Source organism: Gammaproteobacteria bacterium, assembly GCA_029862005.1.
Classification (GTDB): Bacteria; Pseudomonadota; Gammaproteobacteria.
This window is the reverse complement of record JAOTYD010000017.1, coordinates 27,968-50,909: the sequence shown is the minus strand read 5'-3', so window position 1 is coordinate 50,909 and position 22,942 is coordinate 27,968. Positions and strand designations below refer to the sequence as shown.

Annotated in this window: 19 protein-coding genes; 10 read left to right on the top strand and 9 right to left on the bottom strand. The window is 55.1% G+C overall.

The window, feature by feature from the left end:
- Window positions 1-143: 143 nt before the first annotated feature.
- The gene (locus OES20_11870; protein ID MDH3635390.1) at window positions 144-2,915 is read left to right on the top strand and encodes an aminotransferase class I/II-fold pyridoxal phosphate-dependent enzyme; all 2,772 of its coding nucleotides are present in this window, start codon (window positions 144-146) and stop codon (window positions 2,913-2,915) included.
- A gap of 274 nt (window positions 2,916-3,189) precedes the next feature.
- Here OES20_11870 and OES20_11865 read toward each other — a convergent pair whose 3' ends face one another.
- The gene (locus tag OES20_11865; GenBank protein MDH3635389.1) at window positions 3,190-4,254 is read right to left on the bottom strand and encodes a C45 family autoproteolytic acyltransferase/hydrolase; all 1,065 of its coding nucleotides are present in this window, start codon (window positions 4,252-4,254) and stop codon (window positions 3,190-3,192) included.
- Window positions 4,254-4,649: a hypothetical protein gene (locus OES20_11860; GenBank protein MDH3635388.1), complete on the bottom strand. Its 396-nt coding sequence runs from the start codon at window positions 4,647-4,649 to the stop codon at window positions 4,254-4,256. Before OES20_11860 ends, OES20_11865 begins: the two co-directional genes overlap by 1 nt.
- A gap of 134 nt (window positions 4,650-4,783) precedes the next feature.
- On the opposite strand from OES20_11860, the gene OES20_11855 reads away from it, so the two are divergent.
- Window positions 4,784-5,338 (top strand): VOC family protein, encoded by a 555-nt coding sequence (locus tag OES20_11855; GenBank protein ID MDH3635387.1) that lies wholly within the window; start codon window positions 4,784-4,786, stop codon window positions 5,336-5,338.
- 70 nt (window positions 5,339-5,408) lie between these two features.
- Window positions 5,409-6,803: an amidase gene (locus OES20_11850; protein ID MDH3635386.1), complete on the top strand. Its 1,395-nt coding sequence runs from the start codon at window positions 5,409-5,411 to the stop codon at window positions 6,801-6,803.
- On the opposite strand, the gene OES20_11845 is transcribed toward OES20_11850, so the two are convergent.
- Window positions 6,800-8,251, bottom strand: coding sequence for a biotin carboxylase (locus OES20_11845; protein MDH3635385.1), 1,452 nt, complete (start codon window positions 8,249-8,251; stop codon window positions 6,800-6,802). The genes OES20_11850 and OES20_11845 overlap by 4 nt on opposite strands.
- A 104-nt stretch (window positions 8,252-8,355) precedes the next feature.
- Here OES20_11845 and OES20_11840 point away from each other — a divergent pair, with 104 nt between their 5' ends.
- Window positions 8,356-9,906 carry a trimethylamine methyltransferase family protein gene (locus OES20_11840; protein ID MDH3635384.1) on the top strand — a complete coding sequence of 517 codons (1,551 nt, stop codon included), beginning with the start codon at window positions 8,356-8,358 and terminating at the stop codon, window positions 9,904-9,906.
- 218 nt (window positions 9,907-10,124) lie between these two features.
- On the opposite strand, the gene OES20_11835 is transcribed toward OES20_11840, so the two are convergent.
- Window positions 10,125-11,468 (bottom strand): Xaa-Pro peptidase family protein, encoded by a 1,344-nt coding sequence (locus OES20_11835; GenBank protein ID MDH3635383.1) that lies wholly within the window; start codon window positions 11,466-11,468, stop codon window positions 10,125-10,127.
- A gap of 108 nt (window positions 11,469-11,576) precedes the next feature.
- Here OES20_11835 and OES20_11830 point away from each other — a divergent pair, with 108 nt between their 5' ends.
- Window positions 11,577-12,725 carry a PLP-dependent aspartate aminotransferase family protein gene (locus OES20_11830; GenBank protein MDH3635382.1) on the top strand — a complete coding sequence of 383 codons (1,149 nt, stop codon included), beginning with the start codon at window positions 11,577-11,579 and terminating at the stop codon, window positions 12,723-12,725.
- Window positions 12,726-12,743: 18 nt separating this feature from the next.
- The gene (locus tag OES20_11825) at window positions 12,744-13,007 is read left to right on the top strand and encodes a hypothetical protein (GenBank protein MDH3635381.1); all 264 of its coding nucleotides are present in this window, start codon (window positions 12,744-12,746) and stop codon (window positions 13,005-13,007) included.
- A 5-nt stretch (window positions 13,008-13,012) separates the two neighbouring features.
- Here the strand turns inward: OES20_11825 and OES20_11820 are convergent, their stop codons facing one another.
- The 5 genes from OES20_11820 to OES20_11800 form a co-directional block, all read right to left on the bottom strand.
- Window positions 13,013-13,624, bottom strand: coding sequence for a hypothetical protein (locus OES20_11820; protein ID MDH3635380.1), 612 nt, complete (start codon window positions 13,622-13,624; stop codon window positions 13,013-13,015).
- Complete coding sequence (locus OES20_11815; protein ID MDH3635379.1) at window positions 13,617-16,610, bottom strand: sarcosine oxidase subunit alpha family protein; 2,994 nt, start codon at window positions 16,608-16,610, stop codon at window positions 13,617-13,619. Before OES20_11815 ends, OES20_11820 begins: the two co-directional genes overlap by 8 nt.
- A gap of 5 nt (window positions 16,611-16,615) precedes the next feature.
- The gene (locus OES20_11810) at window positions 16,616-16,897 is read right to left on the bottom strand and encodes a sarcosine oxidase subunit delta (GenBank protein MDH3635378.1); all 282 of its coding nucleotides are present in this window, start codon (window positions 16,895-16,897) and stop codon (window positions 16,616-16,618) included.
- A gap of 11 nt (window positions 16,898-16,908) precedes the next feature.
- Entirely contained in the window at window positions 16,909-18,162 is a 1,254-nt protein-coding gene (locus tag OES20_11805; GenBank protein ID MDH3635377.1) for a sarcosine oxidase subunit beta family protein, read from the bottom strand.
- Window positions 18,163-18,392: 230 nt separating this feature from the next.
- Window positions 18,393-18,869: a GNAT family N-acetyltransferase gene (locus OES20_11800; protein ID MDH3635376.1), complete on the bottom strand. Its 477-nt coding sequence runs from the start codon at window positions 18,867-18,869 to the stop codon at window positions 18,393-18,395.
- A gap of 156 nt (window positions 18,870-19,025) precedes the next feature.
- On the opposite strand from OES20_11800, the gene OES20_11795 reads away from it, so the two are divergent.
- From OES20_11795 to OES20_11780, 4 genes are read left to right on the top strand one after another with little or no spacing between them, the layout of a single operon-like run.
- Window positions 19,026-20,243, top strand: coding sequence for an aminopeptidase P family protein (locus OES20_11795; protein ID MDH3635375.1), 1,218 nt, complete (start codon window positions 19,026-19,028; stop codon window positions 20,241-20,243).
- Between the two features lie 43 nt (window positions 20,244-20,286).
- Window positions 20,287-21,444, top strand: coding sequence for an acyl-CoA/acyl-ACP dehydrogenase (locus OES20_11790; protein MDH3635374.1), 1,158 nt, complete (start codon window positions 20,287-20,289; stop codon window positions 21,442-21,444).
- Window positions 21,445-21,459: 15 nt separating this feature from the next.
- On the top strand, window positions 21,460-22,578 hold the full coding sequence (locus OES20_11785; GenBank protein ID MDH3635373.1) for a CoA transferase: 1,119 nt from the start codon (window positions 21,460-21,462) through the stop codon (window positions 22,576-22,578).
- 11 nt (window positions 22,579-22,589) lie between these two features.
- On the top strand, window positions 22,590-22,928 hold the full coding sequence (locus OES20_11780; protein ID MDH3635372.1) for a tRNA-binding protein: 339 nt from the start codon (window positions 22,590-22,592) through the stop codon (window positions 22,926-22,928).
- The last annotated feature ends 14 nt before the right edge of the window (window positions 22,929-22,942 follow it).

Here is a 22,942-nt window from a genome sequence, read left to right as displayed (position 1 = left end):
CCCAAGAAATTTGCCGGAAAGGCGTGCAGCATAACGATTTCGCCCCTGGGCGACAATAAATTTAGAGAACAAGCGGTAAAAGTAGCGATCGTTCACAGACATCATCTGTTAGAATGATGACAGAGGATAGGAATGGAGTTGCAATGCCTGACACTGGCGCCCCTCCCAACAGGAAATCGCGGACTACGCTGGACTTTTATCATAGTCCCACACAACTGCGCTTCGATACCTGGAATCGACTCAAGGAACACACCCATCGCCTGGCCGAAAAACAGTTGCGCAAAGCGGATGTCGCTGCATTAATCAAGAAAACCGGCGATGCCATGTCCGTTTTGCAGAGCATCGAAGACTATACCGCTTTTCCATCACATGAAGATTTCAAATTGCTGTGGCATCTGTTCGAGCAACAGGATTTTGACCTGCTTTCGCGTGTAGTCTCGAGGATTGTGCGCGCATTAACCGGAGGCACTTATCGCTCACGGCAAATTAACCTGCGCGTGCCAACCGAGCTTGAGGACAAGGATGAGGTCAACCAGTACTATGACGAAGAGCGCCAGCAGCAGCGACCTTATTTCGAGCTACTGTTTGTCGATGAAAGCGGACCTGAGGACGTCAAGCGACTGCGTGAAAGCCTGCATGCACTACGACGCCCGGAAGATCAATTTATCTACGACATCGTCGTGGTGCCGAGTTTTGAAGATGCGCTGATTGCAGTCCTGTTTAACTACAATATCCAGGCAGTGGTGATTCGTTACGGATTTCCGCTGCGCTCGGCCAATCATCTCGAAGTTCTGCAACGCTACCTGGCGCGTATCGATGAATCGAAATACGAAGAAGCACTCGGCATCGAGCGTGGTCCGCTGCTCGGCAACTGGTTATCCGAACTGCGGCCGGAACTCGACTTGTACCTGGTTACCGATGCCGCAGTGGAAGATATTGCCGGAAATGTCACGCAAAAATTTGCACGCATCTTTTACCAGCAGGAAGACTACCTCGATCTGCATCTGAATGTCCTGCGGGGCATCCAGGCTCGTTACCAGACCCCGTTTTTTACCGCACTGCGCAGATACAGCCGACAACCCACCGGGGTATTCCACGCGATGCCGATATCGCGTGGCAAATCGATCACCAAGTCGCACTGGATCAAGGACATGGTGCAATTTTACGGCATGAATATATTTCTCGCCGAAACCTCGGCCACCTCGGGCGGACTCGATTCACTGCTACAACCGCATGGGCCGATCAAGAAAGCCCAGGAGCTGGCGGCCCGCGCGTTTGGCGCCAAGCGTACCTACTTCGTCACCAACGGTACCTCCACCGCGAACAAGATTGTGGTGCAGGCGCTGGTTAAACCGGGCGATATCATCCTGGTTGATCGCGATTGTCACAAGTCACATCACTATGGCATGGTGCTTTCTGGCGCCCATGTCTGCTATCTTGATTCTTACCCGCTGAATAATTACTCCATGTATGGCGCGGTGCCGCTTAAGGAAATCAAGCGAAATCTGTTGCTTTATAAAAAGGCCGGTCTATTGCACATGGTCAAGATGTTGTTACTGACCAACTGCACCTTTGATGGCGTGGTCTATAACGTCAAACGGGTAATGGAAGAGTGCCTCGCGATTAAGCCCGACCTGATTTTTCTCTGGGACGAAGCCTGGTTCGCTTTCGCCGGATTCACCCCGGCTTATCGACGCCGCACCGCGATGGTGACCGCCAAGTATTTAAGGGCAAAATATCGTAGCGATGATTACGCGCAGCAGTATGCCGAACATAAAGAGCGTATCGCCAAATTAAAAGATGCTGATCTGGTTGATGAGCCTTTGCTGCCGGATCCGGACAAAGTCAAAATTCGCGTTTATGCAACGCAATCTACGCATAAATCGCTGACCTCGTTACGCCAGGGCTCGATGATCCATGTCGCTGACCAGGAATTTAATCACAAGGTGCAGGAACCGTTTAACGAGGCTTTCATGACCCACACCTCGACCTCGCCGAATTACCAGATCCTGGCCTCGCTCGATATTGGTCGGCGCCAGGTCGAACTTGAGGGATTCGAAATGGTACAAAAACAAATCGAGTTGGCGATGGCAATCCGCGAACGCGTCGTGTCGCATCCATTATTGAGTCGCTATTTTCGATTTTTAAACGCCAAAGACATGATCCCGGAAGAATACCGACCATCCGGTATTGATTGTTATTTCGATAAGGAAAAAGGCTGGCGCAACACACGCATGGAAGAGGCCTGGGCTATCGATGAATTTGTCATCGATTTGTCACGCTTGACGCTTTACATCGGTAAGACGGGTGTCGACGGCGATACCTTCAAAAACGAGTACTTGATGGATAAATACGGCATCCAGATCAACAAGACCTCGCGTAACACCGTACTGTTCATGACCAATATCGGTACTACTCGTAGCTCGGTCGCGTTTTTAATCGAGGTACTGGTCAAGATTGCTACAGATCTGGAGCATGAGCGCGAAGACGCAGGCAGGGTTGAGCGCAAGTTGATCGATAATAGAGTCAAGTCGCTTTCGGAAGATTTGCCACCGTTGCCCGATTTCAGTTACTTTCATGCAGCCTTCAGCCCCGGCGCCGCAAACAAAATCAAGACAAGCGAAGGTGATATTCGTAGCGCGTTTTTTTTAGCCTACGACGATGAGAACTGTGAGTACATGACCATCGACGAGAAAACCATTGGCGTTGCTATGAAGTCCGGCCGTGAGTTAGTGTCTGCCAGCTTCGTAACGCCTTATCCGCCTGGTTTTCCGGTGCTGGTTCCGGGACAGGTGGTGAGCGAGGAAATACTGGCATTTATGCGTGCACTGGATGTCAAGGAAATCCATGGCTACAACGCCGAAATAGGTCTGCAACTGTTTACCGAGGAAGCGCTGGTAAAATTCCAGCAATAGCACCAGCATCATCGCAAATCCCGTTCCGATCACTTTGGTCAAGCTTTCGATTTATACGCCACTTCGGGAGTAATCCCGCAAAAGACGCTACCAACCGGCGCTTGCGTTGGTTGGTCCATCCATGGATCCGCTTGTCGCCCGATGCGTCGGACCGCAGCATTCTTGCCGCGCTACACTTTTGCGAGATTACTCCCGAAGTGGCTGAGTATCAAAGCTGTGGTCACCGATGTATCTGGAATGCGCGATTCGATCGATTGAACCGGGACTATGGTGTTTAGAACTTCAGAACAGGTACCGGCTGGCTGGTGTATACCTCGCCGTAAGCCTGGCTCTTCGGCGGGTAGCCCTCAGGATCGACAAAGGCGATGTGGTAGTCACGTGCGCTGAAATTTCGAAAGTTGAACGCCCAGCTATTGTGCGGCCAGAAGTATTCACAGGAATTGCGTTGTGGGAAGAATGCGGCGTCGTACAGGGTACCGAATCCACGCCCAAATCGGGTCTGGTAGAGTGGAAACTGCAGGAATTCGCGGGCGAACGCAGCAGCGGTATGTTCGCGATCCGCAGTCACGTTATGCAAATGCTGGAATCGGGCGTGGGTAAACACCTTTTCTTCATACAGTGGCCAACTACTGTCTGCCTGATGGTTGGTGGCGACCCGGCTGCCGACGAAGTTCGGGGTACGACCCGCATCAAGTTCGACAGTTTCGAAATTAGCTTCGCGATCGAGCAGCATGATGTTATAGGCACCCTGGACCGGAACCCTTTTAATCAACTCGCAGGCCTCTTTGACATCGCCCGCAAACTCGAGCAGATAGCGCAGCAGAATAGAAATCCCGAAGCCCTCGCCGAATTCTTCACGACCGCCAAATGACATCGATACCGCAAGCCCGTCGTCATTGATACCGTCGAGCACCCCGGACATACAGTCAAGCATGGCGATGACCTGGCGCTGCGCGAACTTGCTGCGCATGATCAGGCCATCAAACACGTAGGGCGAATAATCGTAGCTGCGCACCATGACGATCTCATCGGCGTGATAAATCGCCTGCGAGCAGCCGCGAAATAACGGCGGCGGGCAATACTGGGCAAGGAAACGTGCCGCATGATCGCCGCCACCGGCAAGGTCGACCATGGTTTCGTATATCGCTTCGAATTCGGGCATATGACGTCTAAGCGCTTGCACCGACTCATGATAAGTGGGTCGATCGCCTTCACCGTAGCGCAGAAACCAGCGACGATAAGCGGGCCACAGGTTTTTAAAATGCTGTTGCCAGGTTGGTCCGGGTGTCTCTTCCGCGAAGGCGTGGAAGGTGAAATCCATATGGGTTGGATGACTCATTAAAAGGGTGAAAATGGTGGGTCGATGATGGTGGGTGAGGGTGGATCAGGCGTATCATCTGGCTCAGTGAGCGCGTTGCCCACGGGTTCCAGATCGTTACGCGTCCACCAGTACCAGAAACCCTGCTCACGCAACCAGGTGCTGAGACGGTCGATACTGTTCCATTCACGGCCAGCCCCGCGCGCGTTGAATACCCGGCACAGCTGGTTGTCGACATAAACCGCCACTGCCCAGGCCAGTGGATGTTTACCCTGGTCGCCATAGCCGCCACCCTGGTGCAGGCGTTCGATGCGGTAAACCACTGCAAACTCGCCGAGCCGTGCACTTTCACGCAACGGCGCCAGGTCGGCCTGGGTGACCGAGCCACTAATCCCGAGGCTGACATCTTGATTCATGGTGTTGACAAATTCAAATTAGTTGCCTACATTATGGTTCATAATGTAGATGGCTGCAATTTTTCCGTTCTGCGTTTTTTGTATCAGAAAGAATTTTATCCTTATTCCGCAAAATTCATATTATGGAGCATACTGTGAGTAAAAAAGTTTCCCCTATCCCACGTGGTTATAGAACTGCGACACCTTGCCTGACAGTTTTCGATGTCGATGCCGCCATCGCCTTCTACCTGGCAGTTTTCGGTGCCGAGGTACTGACGCGCCAAAGCGGTGCAGATGACGCAATCGCGATTCATGCAACCGTGAAAATCGGCAACAGCATTATAGCCCTGAACGTCGAATCTCCAGAGCAGGGTATTTTTTCACCCCTGCGCCTGGGGGCTTGCACCGGACAGATTCATCTTTACGTCGACGATGTCGACCTCAGTTGGGAACGCGCGCTCGAAGCCGGCGCCAAGGTCCATACACCGCTCTATGATGCGTACTGGGGCGACCGCACCGGTGTACTTGTCGATGGCAATGGATACCTGTGGTCGATGGCCAGCAAGATCGAAAACGTATCTCAGGACGAGATTTCCCGACGTGCCAAGGCGTGGTACCAGGTAACCGCCGAGGTACCGGTTGACGTTGGGACTCCGGTCGAAGCTTATTTGGCCGAGGAAACGGTTGCGAACGATAACGTAGCTGTCTAAGCTGCGGACTTTCGTTACCTGTTGAAAGGGCCGGGATTACTCCCGGCCCTTTCTCTAAAAAACGCCGTATATGGAAGAACATTCTCTGACCGCAACAGAGCAATTAAAAGCACTCGCGCAAGGAAAGATCGACGCCGTCGAACTACTCGAACAAACGATCACGCGTGCCGAGGCCATCGGGCCGCTATTAAATCCAATTGCGTTAAAGCTATACAGCCGCGCCCGCCAGGCCGCCCAGGAAGCCGATAAGTTACGCGCCAGTGGCAAAGGTGGCCGACTTTGCGGGTTGCCGATCACCATCAAGGATTCACAGTTTCTTGCTGGCTATCCCTGTGCCAACGGATCGCAGATACTGAGCGATTTTATTCCAACCGAAACCTGCCGCGCGGTGGAACTGCTGGAACAGGAAGGCGCGATTATTTTTGCCAAAACCACCTGCCCCGAATTCAGTCTCACCGGGGTCACCGATTCGGAGATCTACGGACTGACGTCGAATCCGTGGAATATTGAACGTACCTGCGGCGGATCGTCGGGTGGGGCCGCGGTCATGGTGGCGACCGGGCTGGGTTCTTTTTCACTGGGTGGTGACGGAGGAGGCTCGATCCGCATTCCATCAGGCTTTTGTGGCATTGTCGGTTTCAAACCCAGTTTCGGGGTAATCCCGCGCGAACCCTGCTTCCCCTCCTGGCAATCGCTGGTTGCCTACGGCCCGATGACGCGCAGCGTAGCCGATGCTCGCCTGTTCTTCGAGATTTTAAGTGAAGGTTTTACTGCGGATTCGGGGCCGAAATCGACCGGGTCCAGGATTATTTACTCGGAGGATCTTGGATTCGCGCCAGTAAACAGTGACGTGCGCGAAGCGTTTCGCAAGGTCATTGGCATGATGCAGCAAGCGGATTTCGACCTGGTGGAGGATAATCCCGGACTCTCTTCGTCGGTGATCACCTGGGCGGTCACCGCCTGCTACGATGCCGCGGAAAATGCGCGCGGTAGTGCCTACAATATCGATTACCTGGGTGAAGTGGCCAAGGGCTTTTTCGATTTTGGCGAGCAGTTCAGCGCCAAGGAATTCGACGCAGCACAGGCCCATCGTAAAGTCATTCGTCGTCACTATGCCGAAATGTTTGCCCGCCACGATGCTCGCATCCTGGTGACGCCCACCCTCGGTTGTGAAGCTTTTCCGCATGGCAGTATTCATCCCCACAAGATCGATGATACGAATATCGAACTCCCGTGGCTGGACTGGGCGAGCTTTCTTTACGATGCCAATCTCGCGGGCATGCCGGCCTGTGCGATACCGATGGGCCTTGGTGATGAGGGCCTGCCGCTATCGTTGCAGATACTGGGGCCGAAGGGCAGCGATTACGAAGTTCTGCGCGTTGCCGAGGCGATCGAGAAACTGGTCGGCTGGGATAATTCGATTGTCACTCCCGCTACCGACGACCTGGGACAGCAAAGCGCCTAGAAAAGTTTGGAACCGAAAGGATCCTGGTAAAGATCCGGGACCGCCTGGGGTTCGACGCCATGGAACTCGGCGTTTATCGCCGCGGTCCAGAGCTTGGCGCGTTCCCGCAACTCGCGCTGCTCGGTCTGCATGCGACCGCGCGAAACGATGATGCCGAGATCGGCGCCCTTGTAAACATAATCACCTTCGCGATAAACCCGCAGGTAGTAAGCCTCGTCGTTATCGATAACGTTGGTCCAGTCGAGATCGGGTCGGTCATAGCTAATACTGCCGTGGTGGTCCATCGTCCAGACACCGCTCCTCGGCGCATGCGTCAGCTGCTTCACCTTGTCCTCGGTCTGCTTCAATACCAGCTGGCTCCAGAAATCGTACTCGTTCCAGCGATTCTGTACCTTGCGCAGATCGATTTCGTAATCGACATCGAGATATTCAAGCAAGTGAAACAGGAACAATGGCACACCGCCGTAGTGTGCGGTGATCAGGTTGGTCAGGGGACTCGCGCCGCTGATACGCGGGTTAACCTCGCCGAGATAAGGCGTGCCATCGTTGGTGTCGAGCAGGAAATCCATGCAAAAAACACCCTTGTAACCCTCCTTGTATAGCTTGTTCCCCAAAGCCGAGGCCATGTTGCGCAATTCTCTGCGAATCTTCGCGTTAAATATCTTCGGCCAGACGTCATTGCCGCACCAACCACCCTTGTAAGGGGTGATTTCCTCGAAGCCGGTGATGTCGGTCTGGATCGGGCCCGACAGGGTGCCGTGACGGGTGACGCATACCTCGAGGGTTCCGGGCATATGATCGATGCGCTTCATGATTTTCAGCTGCTCGCCTTTCATGTCGTCGGCGTTCTTCTGCCAGTCAGCTTCAGACTTGATAAAAAAGGTAGTGCGGCCGGAATCACCGTAAGGGGTTTGTACCACGAGGTCATTGCCCAGCCTGGCATCGGTGGCAGCTTTCATGAGCTCGTCAAAACTGTCGGCCTTGCCGAGTACATTGGGTGCGCTATCGATTCCGGCCTCGCTGGCGAGCCGGGTCAGCTCGATCTTGGAGTCGAGTCTTTTACGCAACCCCACCGGGGGCAAGGCGATGTCGACGCCCAGGTCGCGGCAGATCTCTTCGGTTTTTTCGTCGAGCATGACGAACAGTAACTTGGCCGGGCCATTGCCGGCTTTTTTTATCTTATCGATGACCTCCTTGTGCATCAGCATGTAGTTGCACACATCCTCCATCGATTCAAACTCTGCATGGCCTTTTTCCGAGGGCACGAATACGCGCGGGTGGGTGCCATCAAAAGAATCGAAATAATTGATGTGAAAAAAGCGGTTGACGAATTTTTCGAGGCCGAGCAGGTTGAACGCGGTCGGCGAGACGAAAAAGATCGGGGTTTCGTTGCGCCGAAAAAAAGTCAGAATGTCGGATAATCCACGAACCTTGGCGCTTCTGCCCATTTTACTTCCCCCGTAAAGTGAAATGATATGGATCGATAAAGGACCAGCGATAATATAAGATTGCTGGGCTTAAATCACCCGTTAATCAAAAAGACCCAGAAGCCATGACCAGAACAAGCCGTCGGCGCAATCGCAAGCTGCCTGGCGAGCCACAGGTAGCGGTTCGTCAAATCGACCGTAAAGTACTGCGCAATCGATTTGCTCCGCTGGAACCGCTGGACGAGGAGCAACTAGAATTTATTCACGATGTCTCGCTGCGTATCGTCGAGGAAGAAGGCATCGAGGTGCTGGGTGAGCAGGCCCTGGAATTGTTTCGCAAGGCTGGCGCAAGCGTCGATGAGCAGGGCGTGGTGCGCGTGGACCGGGAACTGTTACTCGAAACGGTTGGCCTGGCACCCGAGACTTTCGAGGTAGTTTCGCGCAATCCGGAGCAAACCCTGCTGGTTGGCGGTAACGTCATCAATTTCGGGCTGGTGTCGGGAACCCCCAATGTCCACGACAATATTAATGGTCGCCGCGCCGGAAACTACGAGGATTACAAGAAGCTGATAAGCTTCGGGCAGTATTTCAACGTACTGACCTTCTTTGGTAACCAGGCGACAGCACCGACCGATATGCCGGCAAATTCTCGTCATCTGGACACGACCTATATCAACCTGACACTTTCCGACAAGCCGTTTTTTGCCACCGGAATCGGTGGCGGGCGCGCGCGCGACGCGATCGAAATGAGCGCAATTGCGCGCGGCTTGAGCATGGAGGAAATGAAGACCAATCCGAGCGTGATGACCAATATCAACGTGAATTCGCCGCGCAAGCTCGACGATGCGATGGCCTATGGCTCAATGCAGATGGCGATGTTCGGTCAGCCGGTGACGGTGACCCCGTTTACCCTGATGGGCGCAATGACACCATCGACGATGGCCGGTGCGCTGGCACAGCAGAATGCGGAAGCGCTGGTCGGCATCGCGCTGCTGCAGTTGACCAATCCAGGTACCCCGGTGGTTTACGGCGGTTTTACCTCCAATGTCGATATGCGTTCCGGCTCGCCGGCTTTTGGCACGCCTGAAAACGCGCTCGCCAATATCGCGGGTGGCCAGCTGGCACGGAGGTACAAGCTGCCTTACCGCACTAGCGCCTGTAATGCGTCGAACGCGGTTGATGCGCAGGCGACATACGAAACCCAGATGGCCCTGTGGGGCTCTGTCATGGGTCACGGTAACCTGATCTATCACACTGCCGGCTGGCTCGAGGGGGGGCTGGTTGCGTCTTTCGAGAAACTGGTTATCGATTGTGAAATGCTGCAGCACATGAGCAAGATGTTAGAGCCACTCAAGATCGATCTGGCAGAGACCGGGCTCGAAGCGATGCACGAGGTTGGACCGGGCGGTCATTTCTTTGGCTGCGCACACACCATGGAACGCTACAAGCACGCGTTTTACGAGCCCTTTATCAGCGACTGGCAAAACAGTGAAAACTGGGTCATCGCCGGTGCCAAAGATGCCACCACCCGCGCCACCGAGTTATGGCCAAAAATTCTCGAAGAATTTGAGCCACCACCGGTAGACCCGGCCATCGAGGAAGCACTGCAGGCCTATATGGCCCATCGCAAGGAGGAACTGGGTGGCGCAGAACCGTTACTCGAACCGACCGCTTAGCGCTCCGCGTAAATAGCCCGAGCGCCCGTCATCCTGCGAATTGGCCGGCACGCCATACAGAGTCTGTCGTCCCGCGACTTGATCCGATGCGTCGGAGCGGCGGGACCCAGCAATGCCTGACTTATCCTTAATATCACTGGATACCGCGGTCAAGCCGCGGTATGACAGCCTGGCGGGGTATGACAGACTGGCCGGGGATGACAGTAAATAGCCAGCGATTATTTCAGCAGTCTTTCTTCGAAAGGATACTTGATCAGGTTCTCGTAACCATCTTCGGTGATCAGCACCTGGTCTTCGAGCTTGACGCCCTCCTTGCCGTCGACTTCACCGGCGTAAACCTCGACGCAAAACACCATGCCAGGTTCGACCACGCCATCATATCCGTGGGCGTCGTAATCCTCGCGATACCGTATTGCCGGGTATTCATCGCACAGGCCGACGCCGTGCATCACGACCCCGTAGCGATTCGGAATACAGTTGTCGGGTAAGCGATGCGCTTTTTGCGTTATCTCGCTGAACGTTACCCCCGGCTTGAGCAAATCCATGTTAGTCATGATGTGCTCGTAGGAGATCTGGTAAATACGTTTTTGTGCCTCTGTTGGTTCGACATCACCGCACAGCCAGGTGCGCGAGATGTCGCAACAAATGCCGTAGGTGCCGACCATGTCGGTATCCAGCGCGAGCAGCTCGCCGTCGCTGACGATACGTGGCCCCGACTCCTGAAACCAGGGATTGGTGCGCGGCCCGGACGAAAAAATTCGCGTTTCGAGCCACTCGCCACCGCGTTTAATGTTGCCTGCGTGCAGCACCGACCAGATTTCATTTTCGCTCTTGCCCGCTTCACAGGCAGCTTCCATTTCATACATCGCGGCCTCGCAGGCTGCAATCGAACAGCGCATCGCCTTGATTTCATCGGGACCTTTAATAACGCGAGCTTCCTCGGTGACCGCCTGGCCTTCGAATACTTCGAAGCCGATTTTTTCGAGCGCACGCAGGCCCGCAATCTCTATTTTATCGACGGCCAAGCGTCGATTTGTACCCGAATGGGTGCGCATCAACTCGTCGATATTCCTGGCAAAATGCAGTGCGTGCTCTTCGCTACGCTGTGCTGATTCAAAGTAAAAAAACGACGCGCCGTGACGTCGCTCCCTGACCAACGGTAAATGATCGGAAAGGTGCTCACAGCTGTGGAAATCGAACAACACGATGTAACCGTCAGCCGAGACGAAACAGGCGCGCGCCGGATTGTGCGTGATCCACAGCTGCATGTTGGTGGAGTCGGTGGCGTAACGAATATTAAGCGGATCGAATAAAACGATGCCGCCATAGTCACGCGCCTGCAATTCCTGCATCAGGCGTTGCAGCCGGAATTCGCGCATCGTATCCAGGTGCGGAATCTCCAGGCCAAGCGTCTTCCACTCGGCAAATGCGAGCGCGGTGGGACCGATTTCGACCCGGTCATTATCATCCGGGGTGCCGTCGGGTTTTAACGCGGCATCCGGATTTTTATAAGGATCGATTTTGCGCTTGGAGCTATCGATGGAATACGGTGATGCGGCCATAATGAATCTCAATCAAGGATGCAGAACTATTGCAAGAATAAGGGATTAATGATGTTAAGATAAATCATTTTTTTACTAGTTTAGTCATATATTTGCAGAACATAGCCCATGAATAACGATAATCAAGATTCGCTCGAATCGCGCGTCGTACAGGCCTGCCACTATATTGACGAGTTAACCGGTGGAGTCAGCCCGCCGCTGCAGTTTTCAACGACCTATGCCAGGGATTCCGAGTACCAGTACCTAAGCAAGTTTAGCTATAGCCGTTCGGGTAACCCGTCCTGGGAACTGCTCGAACAAGTTTGTGCCGAACTCGATGGTGGTGCTGAAGCAAGTTGCTTCGCATCGGGCATGGCGGCGGTATGTGCATTCTTCGAAACCGTGAATTCCGGTGAGCACGTGGTGGCGCCGAGAATCATGTACCACGGTTCGCAGGACTGGTTACGTCGAATTTCGGAAAAGCGCTCGATCGGTCTGACCTTGTTCGACGCCGGTGATATCGAGAATCTGAAACGCTCGGTTCAGCCCGGGAAAACAACGGTGGTATGGATTGAATCACCGGTTAATCCAACCTGGGAGGTGATTGATATCGCCGCTGCAGCAGAGATCGCACACGATGCCGGCGCAATTTTAGCGGTTGATGGAACGGTTGCGTCGCCAGTGACAACCCGCGCGCTCGAGCACGGCGCCGATATCGTATTTCACTCGGCAACGAAGTACTTGAACGGTCACAGTGACGTAATGGCCGGCATCCTGGTGACCGCTAAAAGGAACGAACGCTGGGAAGAGATCAAGCTGGTAAGAACCCTGACGGGTGGGGTGCTGGGACCTTTTGAAGCCTGGTTACTGTTACGCAGTATGCGCACCCTGTTCCTGCGTTTCGACAAGGCATCGCAGAGCGCTTTACGCCTGGCGCAGCATTTTGAAGACCATCCCCGTCTGGAGCGTGTGCTGTATCCCGGCCTCGAAAGCCATCCCGGGCACGAGGTCGCAAAACGGCAGATGACTCGCGGCTTCGGTGGCATGTTATCATTGCTGGTCAAGGGGGGCGTGAAGGCAGCAAAACGAATTGCCGGCAGTACCCGCCTGTTCGTGCCTGCAACTTCGTTGGGAGGCGTGGAAAGCCTGATCGAGCATCGCGCGTCGGTGGAAGGTCCGCATAGTTCGGTACCACCGAACCTGCTGCGTCTGTCAGTTGGAATTGAAAATTGTCAGGATTTGATCAACGATCTTGAGCAGAGCCTCGAAGCGCTCTGAATAAATGGGGAAAAACTTATGTCAGTTGAAAGTTCTATCGAACATACCACCGAGTCGATTTTGTCGGCACTGTCGAGCCATGACCTGTCAGATTCGGAAAAAGAGCAGGTTAGAGACATCGTCAGTCAACTCCTGGTAAAGACAGTCAAAAAGACAACCAAGAATCAGCTCAAGACTGCGGCCAGCTGCTGCGGTCCTGAACTTGACCTGGCGCACCAGATCCAGGAGGAAATGATTCGCAAGCAAAACCTGTTGATTTCCAACCTGAAAGCGCTCCGATAATCGGATTACTCTTCGCTTGCGAATTCGTGGCAGGCGTGCTCGATGGAATGCGCAAAGGAACGCGCCAGGCTGCGTATCACGAACAGGTCGTAAGTCGGGGTATCGTCAACCTGGACGATCGTGGCATTCATGTGCGCCACTGAAGTCATTGCGCATTGACCCGGGCCGAACGCGCGTGGATGTAGATCGATAGCCGTGTTTTTTACCATCACCTGGCGTGCGTGCGAACCGCTCAGGCGCAAACTACAGCGGCCATGGCTCTGATCGATCACTGCCCCGAGATCGCTTACTCCATCCTGTAGTATCCTGAACAATTCGCCGGGCGCGCGCCCGGTTTCTGCGTCACTGCACACGATCATCCAGCTATTCGGCCCGTTCCAGCAGACCTGGGTTTTACCATCCGAATTGACGATGCCGGGCCGGGTCGAGCACGTGATGCCGAGTGCCGAACCGACTGCCGCTGCGACCTCCGCGTACCTGCCGTTGAAGGCCAGCACCTGGATCGCGGTCAACGACTTGCGTTCAGCCAGGCGTACATTCTTGTAGTCGATAATAAAATCACCTTCCGCCGGCAACAATGGCGAAACGCGTCGAGGCAAGTCTTGTTGATCAGGCACGAACGAGTTCTCCCTCGGGATCGATGAATATCGGGTGGCAGACCTCGACGCTGAGCGTTTCGTCATCGAGCGGAAAGACTGCCTCGATTTGTTCACCGTGTCTTGATGCACCATCCCGCAGCAGACCAAGCGCGATACCGCAGCCAAGCTGCGGGCTGTAGGTTGTCGCGGTCACATGACCTTGTGACTGGCTCACGGTCTCCAGCTTGGCCTTTGGGTCGACCAGGTGCGCACCGATGCGCAGGTTCCTGTCCGGTACCAGTGACTTGAGTCCTACCACCTGCAAACGCCCTTCTCCAACCAGGGCCGGTCGCTCGGAGTTGTGCTTGCCGATGAAATGTTTTTGCCGGTTGGCCATGCCTTCAAGACCCAGGTCTTTCGCAGTGGTGCGACCGTCGAGTTCGGAGCCCGCCACATGGCCCTTCTCGATACGCATGGCACCGAGCGCCTCAGTACCGTAAACCGAGACACCCAGCTCCTTGCCGGCTTCGAGCAGATCGAGCCATGCCTGCTCGCCATAGTCGGCGGGCACGTTGATTTCATAGGCCAGTTCACCTGAAAACGAAATCCTGAAAAGGCGCCCGGGAATATTCTTCATCATGCATTCGCTGACGCTCATGAAGGGGAAGGCCTCGTTGCTGATGTCGATATCGATTACCTGTTCCAGCAGTTTACGGCTGTTGGGTCCCGCGACCGCGATTCCGGTCCATTGCTCGGTTACCGAGCAAAACACGACGTCGAGCTCCGGCCATTCGATCTGGTGATACTGCTCCATGTGCGCCAGCACGGATGCAGCATTGGCCGTCGTGGTGGTCATGAAGAAGTGATGCTCGCCGAGGCGCGAAGTCGTACCATCGTCAAAAACCATTCCGTCTTCGCGCAGCATCGCGCCATAGCGTACCTTGCCCACGGGTAGCTTGAGCCAGTTGTTAATATAAAGCCGATTTAAAAATTCGGATGCGTCGGGTCCCTGGATGTCGATCTTGCCGAGCGAGGTCACGTCGACGATCGCGACATTATTACGGGTTGCCTCGGTTTCACGAATGTAGCAATCATTCATCGTATCGCCCGGCATTTGCGGATAATAACGTGCGCGCAGCCACAGGCCGGCTTCGACAAAGACAGCACCCTGCTTGGTATTCCAGTCATGAATGGCGGTACGCCGTACCGGCATGAAATCAGAACCGACGGTGTGCCCGGCAAAAACCCCCATCGCGACGGGCACGTAGGGTGGTCGAAAGGTAGTAATACCAACTTCAGGTAAGGGTTCACCACGTTGACAGGCAAGTATTGCCAACGCGTTGACGTTACTGGTCTTGCCCTGGTCGGTCGCCATACCCTGGGTGGTATAGCGCTTGAGTAACTCGACCGAGTCGAAACCCTCCTGCGAGGCCTGTACCACGTCGCTGGTCTTGACGTCGTTTTGCTGATCGACGAATTGTTTGTAGTTTTTGTTGTACGGTGTCGGTGAAATCCACAAAGCTTCGATTTCGTATTCACCCTCATGTTCAGTCTTCGCGGCCGGCATTTTTCTGGACGGGTAACCCGTCTGCCTGGCCGCGGCGGTTCCCGCGGTGGTGCCTTGCGCGAGGCATTCCTGCAGGCTGAAACTACCATTAGCAGCGCCAGCCGATACTTCTGCCTGGCATGATTTACCGGGAACAAAGCTCAAGATTGAATCATCGTAAACCGGTTTTGCGCCGGACTGGCTATGCAGATGGACGTTCGGATTCCAGCCGCCGGAGCAGGCTATCAGGTCACAGTCAATACGTTCGGGTTCAAGCGTGTCTCCGAGGGTAGTGACAATCTGGGCATGGGTGACGTGTCGACCACCCTCGGCTGAACCGACGGTGCTGCCGGTCAGCAGGCGGATCGAGAGTTTTTCGAGTTCTGCTGCCAGGGGCGCGTCGGGGTGCCGGCGTGAATCGACAACCGCGGCAACGCTAATCCCGGCATGATGCAAGTCGATCGCGGTACGGTAGGCATCATTATTGTTGGTCGTAATCACGGCGCGCCTGCCGGGTTTGACGCCATAGCGATTCACATAAGCCCTCGCGGCCGAGGCGAGCATGACGCCTGGCTTGTCGTTGTTGCCAAAAACCAGTGGTCGCTCGGTTGCGCCGGTTGCCAGGACTACCCGACCCGGGTAAAAAGTCCACATACGCTGGCGCGGGTGACCCTTGTGCGGGACCGGCACATGGTCACTGACCTTTTCGATCGCCGCGACCACGTTATGGTCGTAGTAACCGAACAGGGTTGTGCGCGTGAAAACGTGCACATTCTCCATTTGCTGAAGTATTTCATAAACTTCAAGTGCCCAGTCGCTGCCGGGTTTGCCGTTGATGGAAACGTTTTCGTCGTTGAGCGATCCGCCCACCCTCGGGTGTTCGTCCACCAGAATGACCCGAGCATCAGCCCGGGCCGCGGCCAGCGCGGCCGATAACCCGGCGGGTCCTGCGCCGACCACCAGCACATCACAGTGTTCATGACACTGCTCGTAAAAATCAGGGTCCGGGTCGGTTGGCGCGGTACCGAGACCAGCCGCACGGCGGATTACATGTTCGTAGACATTGGTCCAGAATGAAGCCGGCCACATAAAGGTTTTGTAGTAAAAGCCGGCCGACAACAATGGAGAAAACAGGTTGTTGATCGACATCACGTCGAAGCTCAGCGAAGGCCAGCGGTTCTGGCTGTTGGCAACCAGGCCCTCATACAACTCGATTGTCGTTGCGCGGGTATTTGGCTCTTTGCGCGGGCCGGTGCGCAACTCGACGATCGCGTTGGGCTCTTCCGAGCCAGCAGTCTGGATTCCGCGTGGCCGGTGGTACTTGAAACTGCGTCCCACCAGGCGCACGCCGTTGGCTAGTAGCGCCGACGCTAGAGTGTCACCCTCGTAGCCCTGATACGATTTACCATCAAAGGTAAAGCTGAGCGTACGACCGCGATCGATTTGCCCACCGCTGCTGGTACGGAATTGCTGGCTCATATCGATCAGGACTCCTTGCCGGGGACCGGGAGGTGGGGTGAGGCCGGTGCGACACTGAAAATCTCGTGCGTGACGGTATCGCGCTCTACCACGAGCCAGGCGCGGCAGCCATTCACATGGTGCCAGTATTCGCGATGTGGGCCGGCCGGGTTCTTACGCGTATAAACGTAGTGATACCAGTCGTCCCCGGGGGCGTTATCTGCGGGCCGTTTGACCGTTGCATCGCCATCATAGGAAAACTCGTCTTCGTTGCGTACCCCGCACCAGGGGCAATCGATTCTCAGCATATCAATACCCCCTAGTGTGATTTAGGTGAGGCGCCCACGCCTTTTTCGTCGATCAGGTTACCTTCACGAAAACGCTCCAGCGTAAACTCCGCGTTCAGCGCATGCGGCTTGTCGTGCGCTATGGTGTGCGCAAACACCCAGCCCGAGGCCGGTGTGGCTTTGAAACCACCGTAACACCAACCCCCGTTCAGGTAGAGATTATCTATCGGGGTTTTGCCGATGATCGGCGAGCCATCCATCGACATATCCATAACGCCACCCCATTGGCGTAATACACGCAGGCGTGCAAGGCAGGGCATCATCGTCACGCCACCGGCGACCACGTGATTGAAGGTCGGCAGGTTGCCGCGTTGCGCATAGGTGTTCCAGCCGTCGAGATCACCGCCGAAAACCAGGCCGCCCTTGTCCGACTGGCTGATATAAAAGTGGCCCGCACCGAAGGTGCATACGGTGTCTACCAACGGCTTGATGCCCTCGGTAACAAAGGCCTGCAGTACATGTGATTCAATCGGCAGATTCATGCCGACCATATTAAACAAACGGCTCGAGTTACCCGCAACCGCAACGCCGACCTGGCCCGCTTCAATTGGACCGCGCGTCGTTTCAACAGTGATGATCTTGTCACCTTTACGTTTGATGGCGGTAACTTCACACTTTTGAAATATTTCAACCCCGAGGCGATCAGCCGCACGCGCGTAACCCCAGGCGACCGCATCGTGACGCGCAGTACCACCGCGCGGCTGTGCCAGTCCGCCTTGAACCGGGAAACGCGTATTTTTCGAGAAATCGAGATGTGGCATCAGTTTCTTGACGCCTTCCAGATCATGCATGACGGCATCGATGCCGTTCAATCGTAACGAGTTACCGCGACGTGCGAAAGCGTCGCGCTGGGCATCGTTATGAATCAGGTTTAACACACCCCGCTGGCTGAACATCACATTGTAGTTCAGGTCCTGGCTTAGTCCTTCCCACAATTTCATTGAGTGCTCGTAGAACTGTGCGTTCGGGTTAAGCATGTAGTTGGAGCGCACAATGGTGGTATTGCGACCCGTGTTGCCACTACCGATGTAACCTTTCTCCAGAACCGCGACGTCGGTTATGCCGTGCATTTTTGCGAGGTAATAGGCCGTGGCCAAACCGTGACCGCCACCGCCGATGATGACGACGTCATAGCGTTTCCTCGGCTCGAGGTTGCGCCACGTCCTGGTCCAGCCGCGGTTTCCGGTGAGTGCCTGTTTGAGCAGGCTGAATCCTGAATAATGCATAAGCGTTGAGTTGGTTGGGTCTGTGCAGAGAATACCCGGTGTCAGCCACCCTGTGCCAGTGAAATTGCCGGCAAGTAGGGGTGTTCAATGCGTGTTTTAAGTTTAAACAGAATGTATTGGCCGCAGTCAACCGTTAAACGACTTGCCAGAGTGCATAAACGACATGCTTCGGCAAGCAATAAATAGCTTTGTCAACGAATCAACTCCTGACTTACGACGCTTTCGTCTGGTTATCGAGCAGCCAGTCGGGCTACATCTATGGTGTAGTTGACAAATCCATCAGTGCCACCCGTTATCTTGTCGTAGAGGCCTCTCGCGACTGCGTTATGGTTCTGTGTGTGCCAGTAAACCTCGTTCCACTGCTGTTGTTTCGCTACATCTACCACGGCGTCGATCAGCTTTTTGCCAATACCTGCGCCACGAATAGCCGGCAGCACGAACAGGTCATTGAGATAACAGACCGGGTTTGCATACCAGGTATGTGGATGCGGGAAAAAATGCACCAGTCCGACAAGATCACCTTTTTCATTTGCGGCCACAAGGCACTGAATATCGTGCGCCGGGTCGATGATGCGCTGCCACAGCAGGTCCGTGACTTCATCCGCCAGGCTCGACTGGTAAAACCGGAGGTAGCCCTGCCATAGCGGGTCCCATTGAAGTCGGTCCGATTCGGTGACGGGCCTGATCTTGTGTTCGGGATTTGTCATGGTTTGATATCTTTAGCTCGCGTTCGAAGGATTAATTATATCTTGCCTGGCATCGGCGCGATGGCTAAAATCGCTGCCCGCTGGTAGCGATGGCGTCGATGCCGATATAGCGGGTAATCTGGTCCTGTACGCCCGGATGATTTCGGAGTGATTGCGATGTCTCAAATCCCACGTCCCGAGTTCTTCGAACTGCAAAACGGTTCCAAGGCCACCCTGCCTTTTACTGACACCGAGTATGAAAATCGCCTCGGCAGTCTGCGCCAGCTGATGGCCAGTTCCGGGGTCGATGCCATGCTACTGACCTCGATGCACAACATTGCTTACTACTCGGGCTTTCTCTACTGTTCTTTCGGCCGCCCCTACGCCTGTGTCGTCACTGCCGAGCGCTGCGTTACCGTCTCGGCCAATATCGATGGTGGCCAGCCGTGGCGGCGCTGCTACGCGGAAAACCTGATCTACACCGACTGGAAGCGCAATAATTACTGGCGTGCCGTAAAATCGATCATTCCCCACAGCAAACGCATCGGTATCGAGGGAGATCACATGACACTGGCAACTCGCCAGTTGATGACCGACATGCTGGGCGATATCGATGTCGTCGATTTGAACCAGCAGATCATGGGTTTGCGCATGATTAAATCGGCTGAAGAAATCGAGCTCATCAGGGGCGGTGCCCGAACCGCCGATGTTGGCGGTGAGGCGATCCGCGATGCAATCAGGGTCGGCACCCGTGAAATCGATGTGGCAATGGCTGGTCGGGATGCGATGGAGCTTGAAATTTCTCGCGCTTACCCGGACAGTGAGCTGCGGGATACCTGGGTCTGGTTCCAGGCCGGGTTCAATACCGATGGTGCGCATAATCCCGTGACCACGGCGAAGCTTGAAGCGGGCGATATTCTGAGCCTGAACACTTTCCCGATGATATCGGGATATTACACCGCCCTCGAACGCACGTTGTTTCTCGGTGAACCCGATGCCGCATCGCTCAAGATATGGCAGGCCAACGTCGAGGCACACGAGCTCGGGTTATCGCTGATCAGGCCGGGTGCGACCTGCTCGGGCATTTGTGCCGAAATTAATCGCTTGTTCGAGGAAAAAGATTTGCTGCAGTATCGCTCTTTTGGTTACGGACATTCTTTCGGTGTACTGTCACATTATTATGGTCGCGAGGCAGGGCTTGAACTGCGTGAAGACATCGATACGGTACTGGAGCCTGGAATGGTGGTCTCGATCGAGCCGATGCTGACGTTGCCACTGGGTGTACCCGGAGCCGGTGGCTACCGCGAACACGATATCCTCGTGGTTACCGGGGACGGTGCGGATAATATAACCGGCTTCCCCTACGGCCCCGAGCACAATATCATCGCGGCTTGAACAACGTCAGCCGGGCCGACAATTATTAACCAGGTGAGGCCAGATGCCAGAACAACAGTCACATCCCGAAGTACGGGCCGCGGTCACGCGCCTTTGCGCTGAGTATCCCGATGAATACTGGCGCGAAAAGGATCGCGACAAGGCCTATCCAACCGAATTCGTGCAGGCCCTTACCGACGCGGGTTACCTGTCAGTACTGATACCGGAAGCCTACCAGGGTGCCGGTATGGACCTGGCGGCTGCCTGTGCCGTACTCGAGGAGATCCAGCGTAGCGGGGCCAACGGCGCCGCCTGCCACGCCCAGATGTATATCATGGGCACGCTGCTGCGTCACGGCAGTGACGTCCAGAAACAGAGGTACCTGCCCGAAATCGCGACGGGCGCGCTGCGGCTGCAGGCCTTCGGTGTAACCGAGCCCTCCAGCGGAACCGATACCACGCGTATCAAAACGCGCGCGCATCTCGATGGTGACCACTATGTCGTTAGTGGGCAAAAGGTGTTTATATCACGCGTCGAGCATTCCGATTTACTGTTGCTGCTGGTGCGCACCACGGCCCGTGATGAAGTCGAAAAACCGACCCAGGGTATGTCGGTGTTGCTGGTTGATCTGCGTGAAGCAGTGGGTAACGGTTTAACGGTGCAACCTCTCGAAACCATGCTAAATCATGCGACCACCGAACTCTTTTTCGACAAGTTACGGGTGCCGGCGGAAAATCTCGTCGGCGAGGAAGGCAAAGGTTTCAGCTATATTCTCGATGGCATGAATGCAGAGCGAATCCTGATTGCCGCTGAATGTATCGGTGACGCCCGCTGGTTCATCGACCGTGCCACCCGTTACGCCCGCGACCGCGAAGTCTTTGGTGCTTCAATCGGCAAGAACCAGGGTATCCAGTTTCCGATTGCTCGTGCCCACGTACAAACCGAAGCCGCGGCATTGATGGTCGACAAGGCCTGTCGCATGTTTGATGCCGGTGAGTCTTGCGGTTCGGAGGCCAACATGTCAAAGCTGCTGGCTGCCGATGCCTCGTGGGCTGCCGCAGACATGTGCCTGCAAACTCATGGTGGTTATGGCTTCACGGTCGAGTACGATGTCGAACGCAAGTTTCGGGAGACCCGGCTTTACCAGGTTGCGCCGATATCGACCAACCTGATCCTGTCGAATATTGCGACGCATGTACTCGGCCTGCCCAAATCCTTCTAGGCGATCCATAACGGCATGCTGAACTTGAAGGATATTCTTGTGGTCTCGCTGGAACAGGCGGTGGCGGCGCCCTTTTGTTCCAACCGGCTCGCGCATGCCGGGGCGCGGGTGATAAAAATTGAACGCGAAGAAGGTGATTTTGCGCGCGCTTACGACAGCGTAGTGCACGGCGAGTCGGCTTATTTTGTCTGGTTAAACCAGGGAAAAGAGTCCCTCGTGATGGACATCAAGGCGACTGCCGATGTCGAGCTGCTGCATCGGATACTCGCTCGTGCTGACGTGTTTATCCAAAACCTGGCTCCCGGGGCGGCCGAGCGTGCCGGCCTTAGCAGCAAGGGCCTGCTGGAACGATATCCACGATTAGTTTGTTGCGATATTTCGGGCTACGGGGACCAGGGCGAATACAGCACCATGAAAGCCTACGATTTACTGGTGCAGTGCGAATCCGGGATGGCCTCGATCACCGGAACCCCGGATGCACCGGGCCGAATCGGCGTGTCGGCCTGCGATATCAATTGCGGACAGCAGGCTTATGCCGCGATTCTTGAAGCCCTGATTGAACGTGAGCATAGCGGTAGCGGTTGTGTTATCAAGGTCTCGTTGTTCGATAGCATGGCCGAGTGGCTGGCGGTACCCCTGTTAAACTATGATTACACCGGCAAAATTCAGCCACGCGTCGGCATCAATCACGCGACGATTTCGCCTTACGGCGCTTACCGCTGTCGCGATGGTGTCGATATAGTCATTGCGATCCAGAATGAACGCGAGTGGAAAAACTTCTGTACGCAGGTGCTGGGTGATGCCAGCCTGGTTGATGACGCCAGGCTCGAGTCCAACCATGTGCGTGTCGATAACCGCCAATACGTCGACCAACTTATCGGCGATGTGTTTGCACAGCTCGACCAGGCTGCAGTGGCTGTGCGCCTGCGCGAGGCCGCCATCGCCTATGGCCGAATAAACGATATTGCAGGCCTGTCCACCCATCCCCAACTGCGTCGCAATACGGTTGATACCCCAAGTGGAGACGCGCAGGTGGTCGCGGTCGCGGCACTGCGATCCGACCGCACCGAGAAACCGCGCAAAGTGCCAGCTATTGGCGAGCACAGTGACGCGATTCGTGTTGAATTTTCCTGAGGAAATATACATTGAATACCATTGACTGGAGTGATTTTGAAAAGGTCGAGTTACGGGTTGGTACCGTCATCGAGGTCGAGGATTTTCCCGAGGCGCGCAAGCCCGCTTACCGTTTGAAAATTGATTTTGGTGATGCACTCGGGCTGCGAAAATCGAGCGCCCAGATTACCGATATTTACCAGAAGGAGGACCTGGTCGGGCGCCAGGTAATCGCCGTCGTGAATTTCCCGCCGAAACAAATTGGACCGATGCGCTCGGAATGTCTCGTCACCGGATTTCACCGCGAGGATGGCGCCGTAGTGCTGGCGCACCCCGACCGCGAGGTACCGAATGGCGCGAAACTCGCTTGATCAAAACTAGGCTA